This window comes from Streptomyces sp. NPDC040410, assembly GCF_055595715.1.
Genome location: NZ_JBVIVK010000023.1, coordinates 91,345 through 100,576, shown reverse-complemented (window position 1 = coordinate 100,576; position 9,232 = coordinate 91,345). Strand labels below are relative to the sequence as shown.

The window sequence follows — 9,232 nt, the reverse complement described above, 5'->3', positions numbered from 1 at the left end:
GGAACTGCACCACGCCAAACAGCACGACGAACAACAGTGGCTGACCCAATGGACCACAAGCCAGCAGGACGCCTGACCGCACCTCACCCCCTCATGGCCAGAACGGCCTTGAGGCCAACCCGCCACGGAGACCGACAGCTCTCGATGCGCCTGGCACCGCCGGAATGGCGGTGCCACATACAGCGGCTCCCGGCGCTATGTGGATCGCCTCCATGGTCTTTCGCCCGTGTACGTCACAGGATCCTTGGCGCGGCCTGGGCCACGGGATCTCGGGGCCCACCCCGACGGGAGGACCCTCGATGACCACGCCCGCCTCGCAGGAACAGAACCAGGCGGTGAGCAAGGACAACTGGCTTGCGGGCATGGCGCTGCGCTTCACCGCCTTCACCGAGAAGTGGCTGCCCGATGCACTGGGGTTCGTACTGGTGGGGACCATCGCGGTCTTCGCGCTCGGCCTTGCGTCCGGCGAGAAGCTGTTCGGCGCCCCGTCCGATCCTGCGGCAACCACCGGATACGGCCTGGTCGACGCGTGGGGGCAGGGTTTCTGGTCCCTCATCACCTTCACGCTCCAGATGGCGATGATCGTTATCGCCGGGTACGCGGTCGCGGCCTCACCGCCGGTCGGCCGACTGATCGCCAGGGTCGCACGGGTGCCTCGTACGCCACGTGGTGCCATCGCGTTCACCGCGGCCGTCGCCATGGTGAGCTCCTACCTGAACTGGGCGTTCAGCCTCATCTTCACGGCGATTCTGGCCAAGGAGATCGCACGCCGGGTCCCCGGCGTGGACTACCGTGCGCTCGGTGCGATGGCCTTCCTGGGCCTCGGCACCGTGTGGGCCCAAGGTCTGTCCGGTTCGGCTGCGCTCCAGGTGGCCGGCGACGCGTCCAGCCCGCCTGCTGTCCAGAAGGTCATCGCGGAAGGGCGCGGTAGCGGCCTCATCCCTCTCACCGACACCATCTTCCTGTGGCAGGGAATCACGGCCACAGCGATCGTCTTCGTCGTCGCGGTCGGCACGGCCTGGCTGCTGTCGCCCTCCCCGGAGCGCGCGAAGACCGCCGGACAACTGGGCATCGATCTGGGTCCCGGCGTCGGTGAAGAACGTTCGCTGCCGCGCCGCAACAGGCCCGGCGAGTGGATCGAGTACAGCCCCGTGTTCGCGATCCTGCTGTTCGCACTCGGTGTGTGGTACCTGGTACGGCACTTCGCGAGCGCAGAGGGCAACGCCCTCAATGCGCTCGACCTGAACACGATCAACCTCGTCCTCGTCCTGCTGGCACTCATCCTGCACTGGCGTCCGGTACGCCTGGCGAAGGCGGTCAGGGACGGGACGCCCGCGGCCTCCGGCGTACTGCTCCAGTTCCCGTTGTACGGCGGGATCTTCGGGATGATCGCCTTCACCGGCCTGAGCAAGACCATCGCAGGCTGGCTGGTATCGGTGTCGAACGAGTTCTTCTACCCGGCCTTCGTCGCCGCCTACAGCTGCGTACTCGGCGTCTTCGTCCCGAGCGGCGGAAGCAAGTGGGTGATCGAAGCACCCTACGTCCTGGATGCGGCCAACCAACTCCACGTGAACCAGGGTTGGGTGGTCGTGGTGTACGACCTCGGTGAGGCCAGTGCCAATCTGCTGCAGCCGTTCTGGATGCTGCCCACGCTGACGATCCTCGGGCTCAAGGCTCGCGACATCATGGGCTACACGTTCGCCATGTTCGTGGTCTGCTTTCCCGTCGTGCTGATCCTCGTCACCTTGTTCGCCCGTACCCTCCCCTTCCCCTGAGCGCGACTCGATCCCACCCGGGCCTGCGCGACACCCCCTGGCGTGCGCTCCTCTACGGCCTGGCCGGCACAGGCGCCGACATTCTCGCCCGCCGCTCCCCCTCATCGGCAGAACCCACAAGGGGACGCTGCAGCTGCGCCCGGACGACTCCCCTCCCCCGTCACCCCGTCCGGTCCTGGGAGGCTACGCCGCGACGCCCTGGCCCTCGGGGCGAGCCGAACCGCCGTCAGGCGGTCGCCTGAGCGGGCGCTGGTGGGGAGATGCGAGCCTGGCGGCCGGCACCGGACGAGGGTCAGCGCGGACGAGCCGGGCCTGTTGGCTCTACGGTCGTGCTGCCGGAAAGCGGCGGACCCGGCGCAGTAGGCGTACCCACCAGGACCAGCGGGCGGGGCGGCCGCTGAGCCGCCCGGTGGCGGCGCGTTCGGCGTTGTCGAAGAGGTCTTGCAGCAAAGCCTCGTGCATCCAGCGGATCACCAGCGGCCAGAGCAGCGTCATGCGGCCGCCGACGGTGCCTGTGAGCGTGTGTGTCAGGCGGCAGCGGTTCGGGGCTTCCGCGGTGATGAGCAGTTCGTGGTACCCCTCGAGTCCCCGCCCCGGCTCGAAGGTGAAGCGGATGCGACGGCCGGTCTCGTAGGCGGCGACGCGGTAGCGGATCGGGCCGTGTCCGCCGCGCGAGCCGACGGTCAGGCCCGCGTCGAGGACCAGCGGCGGCCAGGCCGGGGCCGGCCATATGCGGTCGTCAGGGGTGGCCACCCGGTCCAGGAGGGCGCCGAGCGTGTCCGCGGGCGCGTCGATCACTCGATGTTGGATGTTCTGCATCTGTAACTCCATACGGTGCCGTACGGTTTGAGGTTGGACCGTACGCTACCGTATGGAGTGTGGGAGCGCGGCACCGCCCGCCCGTCGACAACGTCGCCCGGTTCGGGAGGATCCTCGTTCGACGTGGTTCCCACCCCGAAATCTCCCGCGGTGCGGTTCCTCATGGCAGGTCCAGTCCCATCTTGGTGGCCAGGCCGGTGGCGAGCGCCGCGATGGTGGGGTGTTTCCAGATGAAGTCGTTGGCGAGTCTGATGCCGAGTCCCGCCTGCAGCCGGGTACGCAGTTCCATGGAGAGCAGGGAGTCGAAGCCGAGACTGCGCAGCGGTGTCTGCGGGTCCAGTCGGGCACTGCCGGACTGCAGGACGACGGCCATCTCCGCGGCGAGGTAGGACTCCAGGGCCGCTCGCCGGGCGAGAGGGGAGTCAAGCCCGGCCAGACGGGCGGGGACGTCTGCTTCGGTGGGGGGCTTGCTGCCCGGTGGTTTGGTGCCCTGGTCCTCGTGGCCCACGATGAGGCCTGCGAAGAAGGGGGAGCTGCGGACCTTGGGCAGGATCCAGGTTTCCGGTGGTCCGGGCAGGACACCGGTGGCCGCCCTGCGGTGGGTGAGCAGTGCCTCCAGGGCCCGTAGGCCGTCCTCGGTGGCCATGGTCTCGTAGCCCCGGTCGGCGAAGTCGGTTGCGACGCCGGTCTGTCCCCACGGCCCCCAGTTGATGGCCAGGGTGGGCAACCCCTCGGCGTTGCGCCAGGTGGCGAAGGCATCGAGCCAGGAGTTGGCGGCGGCGTATGCGCCCTGGCCTGGGTTGCCCAGCAGCGAAGCCATGGACGAGTAGAGCACGAACCAGTCGGTCGCGTGCTCCGCGAGCGCCTTGTGGAGCCGCCATGCGGCGGTGGCCTTGGGCCGCCAGATGCGTTCGAGTTGTTCGTCGGTGATGTTGGTGATGGCGGCGTCGTCGAGGACCATCGCCGAGTGCACCACTCCTCGCAATGACTGGCCTCCGTCCGTGGCGGCGGATACGAGCCGTTCGGCAACCCCCTGCCGGGAGACGTCACCGAGTTCCACGGTGATTCGGGCGCCGGCGGCACGCAGCCGGGCCAGCTCGGTCTCGGTGGCATCGCCGGGCGGTGTACGGCCGTTGAGGACGATGTGCCCGGCGCCCAGTTCTGCCAGGCGGGCCGCCGTGGCCAGGCCGACCCCGCGCAGTCCCCCGGTGATGATGTAGGCGCCGTCGGAGCGGACCGGTGAGGGCGGCTCTGCCAGGACGGCGGTCGTCTCCCCCTGCTCGGGCATGGTCAGGACGAGCTTGCCGATGTGCCCGGCGCCCGCCATGAGACGGAACGCCTCTGTGGCCTGTGCCAGGGGGAACTCCTGGTGCGGCAGTGGCTGGAGGGCGCCTGCGGCCATCAGGTCCATGACCTCGCCCAGGACGGCGTGGAACACCTTCGGCTGGAGTTGCTGGAGTTCGATGAGATCGACGCTGCTGAAGGTGACGTTGTGCCGGAACGGCGCCAGCCCGAGGGATGTGTCGGCGAGGATGTCACGGACACCCAGCTCGACGAACCGGCCGAAGGGACGGAGTGCCTCCAGACCCGCCCTGATCGCCGGCCCCGAGAGCGAGTTGAGCACGACGTCGACGCCCTTGCCTCCGGTCGCTTCGCGGGCCTGTCGGGTGAAGTCCAGCGAGCGGGAGTCCATGACGTGCTGGATGCCCATGCCTCGCAGGTACCCGCGTTTCTCGTCGTTGCCGGCCGTGGCGAGCACCTGTGCGCCGAGGTGACGGGCAACGGCGACAGCGGCCAGGCCCGTCCCCCCGGTGGCGGAGTGGATCAGTACGCGTTCGCCCGCGGCGAGGTGCGCTGTGTGCCGCAGGGCGTACCAGGCGGTGAGATACGCCGTCGGGATGCCCGCCGCGGCTACGGTGCCGACGTCGGGTGGAAGGGGGAGCACGGCGTCGGCCCGGACCGTGGTGAACGAGCCGAAGGCGCCGCCGGCGAGATCCACGGCCAGGACGGTGTCCCCGGCGCGGACGTGCTCGACGCCCGGGCCGACCGCGGTCACGGTTCCCGCGCACTCGAAACCGATACGGTCACCGCCGCCCGCGCACCGGCCCGCGGCCGGCAGCAGCCCCATGACGGTGAGGACGTCGCGGAAGTTCACTCCCGCCGCGCGGACTTGAAGCTCCACTTGTCCAGGGCCCGGCGGGCGCCGCCCGCCCACCATGAGATGCAGGGAACCGAGGTCTCCGACCCTGCCCACGTGGAGCCGGAAGCGGTCGGCGCCGTAGCGCACACGGCGGCCGGTCGCGGTCAGGCGTTCGGTGTCCGTCAGCGGAGCGGGCACGAGCCGGGCCACGCGGCGGCCCGCACCCCGCACGGCCATTTCGTCCCCGGGCGTCCCGCCCCGCAGGAGGCCGGCCGCGTGCCGCAGGTCGTCGTCGGACGGTCCCACGTCGAGGAGTGTCGGACTCAGCTCCGGGTGCTCGTGCGCCAGGACGCGCACCAGGCCGCGGGCCGGGCTCTGGGCGGGGTCGGCCCTCTCGCCCGGTTCGACGGCGCGGGCGCCCTGAGTGACGACGTAGAGCCGCGGAGGGGGAGAGCAGTCCGTGACCGCCTGGACGATGCCCAGCAGCCGCCGGGTGCGTTGCAGGGCGACCGGCGTGGGATCGGCAGCCGGCCCGTCGACGCCGAGCCCCGGCCCGTCGGCGGGCGCGCACAGGAACACCACGGCGCCCGGCGGATCGGTCAGCTCCCGCTCGGCGAAACCGTCCCGCAGGGCGGACAGGCGCTGCTCGTTCTCCGAAAGGGCGACGACCCGGGCGTGAGACCCGGACGCGCGGAGCACGTCGGCGAGCGCCTCCGCTCGGCTGCCGGGCTCGCCGACCACCAGCCAGTCACCGGCCGCTGCGGCCTTCGCCGTCGTGGCGGGCGGCGCTTCGGCGGGCGCGGCCTGCCAGTCGATGGCGTAGAACCAGCGGCCGACGTCGGTGCCCGCGTTGGTTTCGCGGTGCAGCAGGCGCAGGCCTTTCAGGGCGATCACCGTATGTCCGTCATCGGTCAGCAGCCGTATGTCCGCGGTGATCCCATCGGCCTGTTTCCGCGTGATCTTCGCGTGCCCGTGGACGACCGCGCCGGGATCACCGTGGATCCTCAGCGACTCCGCGCCGACCGGGAGGACCAGGCCGCCTGCGGCCTCCTCGCGTACCAGCGAGGCCACTGCCAGCTGGGCACACAGGTCCACGAGCACGGGATGGACGCACAGGGAGCCCGGCGCGGGACCGGCCGCGGCCGGGACGGCGACCCGTGCCCAGACACTGTCACCGGTGGCCGACAGACGCAGTTCGCTGATCCCCGCGAATGCCGCTCCGTGGTGGAGGCCCCTGGAGCGCAGGCGCTGGTACATGGTGGCGGCGGGCAGAGCCACGGGGTGTTCCGTGACCAGGTCGCGCACGGAAACGGATGCGGCATCCTTCGCCGGACTGCCGGAACCGAGGGTGGCACTGGCATGCAGCGCCCACTGCCCCTCGTGGGTGTCACCCCGACCGTCCTCGTCGTTGTCGGCACGCGCGTAGATCTCGCAGGTGGCGCGGCCCTGGGCGGACAGGTCCGCCGTCATGGTGAGCTCGGAGCGGCCGGCCAGGGCGAGCAGTTCATGGAAATCGATGTCACTGACCTCCACCTCGCGCGGCGGCGCGCCGAACGCCTGGCAGGCGGCGGTGAGGGCGAGGGCGCAGTACGCGGCTCCAGGCAGAACCACCCCGTGGTTCACCTGGTGGTCCGCCAGCCACGGGTGGGCGTGAGTCCCTGTTTCCGCCCGCCAGATGTGCCGGACGGTACGGCCCGGAATCCTCTCGTGAAGTCCGGGCAGGAAACTCGTCCCGCCGCCCGGCCCGGAGTCCTCCACGCCGGGTGCCGCCCGGTACCCGGCGGCGTCGGGCCGGTCGCTCGGATCCACCCAGTGCCGTTTCCGGTCGAAGGCGATGGTGGGCACATCGGCCAGGGCGCCGCCCTCGTACAGGGCGGCCCAGTCGACGGATACGCCCGCGCAATACAGGGCGGCGAGTTGGGTGCGGAAGGTGGCCTGCTCGTCTTCCCCGCGTCGAAGTGTGGGCACGACGACGGGCTCGTCGACCAGCCCCCTCAGACCGCCGGTGACGGCCTGGGTGACGACCGGATGCGGGGACACCTCCGCATACGCCGTGTGCCGGTCCTGCGCGGCGGCACGGACCGCGTCCGTGAACCGCACCGGGCGGCGCAGGTTGTGGCACCAGTACGCGGCGTCGAAGGCCGGGACCGCGCGCGGGTCGTCCAGCACCGTCGAGTAGAACGGTACGGCGGGCGGGCGGGGCGTCACGTCGGTGAGGGCCGCCGCCAGGTCGTCCAGCAGCGGCTCCACCTGCGGCGAGTGCGAGGCGACGTCCACCGCGATCAGACGGGCGGGAACGCCCCGGGTGTCCCAGCGCTCGACCAGGCGCTTCACGACGGCCGTGTCGCCGGCGACGACGGTGGAGCCGGGAGCGGCCAGGACCGCGACGGAGACCGATGCCGAGGCGTCGGCGGATGCCAGGTCCGCCTCCACATCGCCGCGGCCCAGTCCGACGCTTGCCATGGCACCGGCGCCCGCGATGCGGGTCAGCAGGGCGGAGCGCCGGCAGATCACCCGGACGCCGTCCTGCAAGGACAGCGCCCCCGCCACGACGGCGGCGGCGACCTCACCCATCGAGTGGCCCAGGACCCCGGCGGGCTCCACGCCGTAGGCCCGCCATGCGGCGGCCAGAGCGATCTGCACCGCGAACAGCACCGGCTGCACATGTCCGCACCCTGTGATCTCCCGGCCCTCCCGTACGACGTCCAGTACGGAGAAACCGGCCTCGTCCGCGATCAGCGGTTCGACCTCGCGCAGGGCGGCGGCGAAGGCGGGTTCGTGCGTGAGAAGGTCGCGGCCCATGCCTGGCCACTGGGAGCCCTGCCCGGAGAACACCCACACCGGCCGCCTGCTCACACCGGCAGCCACCGTCCCCGACACCACGCCGGGCACGGCCTCCCCGTCGGCGAACGACCTCAGGGCACGCACGAGGGAGGGGCGCGAGGAGGCCACCACGCCGAGCCGCCCGTGTCCGGCCGGGCGGCGCAGCGCGAGGGTATGCGCGATGTCGCCGAGTGGCACGCTCGCGCCATCGCCCTCCAGCCAGTCGGCGAGCCGCCGCGCCGCCGCGGGCAACGCGTTCCCCGAGCCGGCGGGCACCAGCAGCACATGCGATTCCGCGACCGCCGAACGCCCCCGGCGCGGACGCGTGTTCGTCGGGCGGCGCACGGCCGCGGCAGGCGCCTGCTCCAGCACCACGTGCGCGTTCGTGCCGGAGAACCCGAACGAGGAGACGGCCGCCAGCCGGGACGGCGTCCGCGTGGGCCAGTCCGTCAGCCGGACGGGCACGAAGAAGCGCGTGCCCTCCGGTGCGAGGGCCGGGTTCCAGCGCGTGAAGTGCAGGCTCGGCGGGACCACACCCTGCTGAAGGCACAACACCGTTTTCACCAGACCGACAACGCCCGCAGTGGGCTCCAGGTGACCCAGATTGGACTTCACCGAGCCCAGCGCACAACGGTCCCGGCCCTGCCCGTACACGCGGGCCAGGCTGGTGAACTCCACCGGATCGCCCACCGGGGTGCCCGTGCCGTGCGCCTCGATCATGCCCACTTCGCCGGGGTCGACGCCGGCACGGGCCAGCGCCTGGCGGAACAGCGCTTCCTGGGCCGCCGCCGACGGCGCGGCCAGACCGTCCGACCGGCCGTCCTGGTTCACGGCAGAGCTCCGGATCACGGCCAGCACGCGGTCACCGTCCCGCATGGCGTCCCGCAGGCGTTTCAGGACGACGACCGCGCAGCCCTCACCGCGCACGAAGCCGTCGGCCGCGGCATCGAACGCGCGGCAGCGGCCCGACTCTGAGAGCATGCCCATCCGGACGAACGACCGTGTCGTCCTGGAGGCGAGCACCAGGGTGACACCCCCGGCGAGCGCGACATCGCACTCCCCGTTCTGCAGGGCCTGGCCCGCCAGGTGCAGGGCGACCAGCGAGGACGAGCACGCGGTGTCCAGGGCCACCGACGGCCCTTGCAGCCCGAGCAGGTAGGAGACGCGTCCCGGCGCGACGCAGTGACCGTTCGTCAGGACCGCCCCCTCCAGTTCTTTGGGATGCCCCGCCAGGCGGTCCATGTACTCGGTGTAGCTAAGCCCGGTGAAGATCCCGGTCGACGTTCCCATGAGGCGGCCGGGCGGCACTCCCGCATGCTCCAGCGCCTCCCAGGACACCTCCAGTAACAGTCGGTGCTGCGGGTCGAGTATGTCCGCCTCCCGTCCGGAGACGCCGAAGAACGCCGAGTCGAAACCGGCGACGTCCCTCAGCCAGCCGCCTTGCCGGGGCAGCGCGGCATCCGGCGTACGCCCGATCTCCGTGCGTGTGGGCGGCGGATCTCCGACCGCGTCGCGACCGGCGGCCAGCAGCCGCCACAAGGCAGCCGGGGAGTCGACGTCCCCGGGCAGCCGGCACCCCATGCCGATGACGGCGATGCGTCCGTCGGCACCGGCTGCTGAATCCTTGGCATTGCGTCCCATGAGCTGCTCCCTCTGTTGTCGCCGTCGGATTGGT

At 71.4% G+C, this 9,232-nt stretch carries 3 protein-coding genes; 1 reads left to right on the top strand and 2 read right to left on the bottom strand.

All coding sequences use genetic code 11. From position 1 onward, the window contains the following. The first annotated feature begins 299 nt into the window (after positions 1-299). Positions 300-1,775 carry a short-chain fatty acid transporter gene (locus tag ACZ562_RS32635; protein ID WP_471186646.1) on the top strand — a complete coding sequence of 492 codons (1,476 nt, stop codon included), beginning with the start codon at positions 300-302 and terminating at the stop codon, positions 1,773-1,775. A gap of 321 nt (positions 1,776-2,096) precedes the next feature. Here the strand turns inward: ACZ562_RS32635 and ACZ562_RS32630 are convergent, their stop codons facing one another. Next, positions 2,097-2,594: an SRPBCC family protein gene (locus ACZ562_RS32630; RefSeq protein ID WP_471186643.1), complete on the bottom strand. Its 498-nt coding sequence runs from the start codon at positions 2,592-2,594 to the stop codon at positions 2,097-2,099. A 160-nt stretch (positions 2,595-2,754) separates the two neighbouring features. After that, on the bottom strand, positions 2,755-9,198 hold the full coding sequence (locus tag ACZ562_RS32625) for an SDR family NAD(P)-dependent oxidoreductase (protein WP_471186640.1): 6,444 nt from the start codon (positions 9,196-9,198) through the stop codon (positions 2,755-2,757). Between the last annotated feature and the right edge of the window lie 34 nt (positions 9,199-9,232).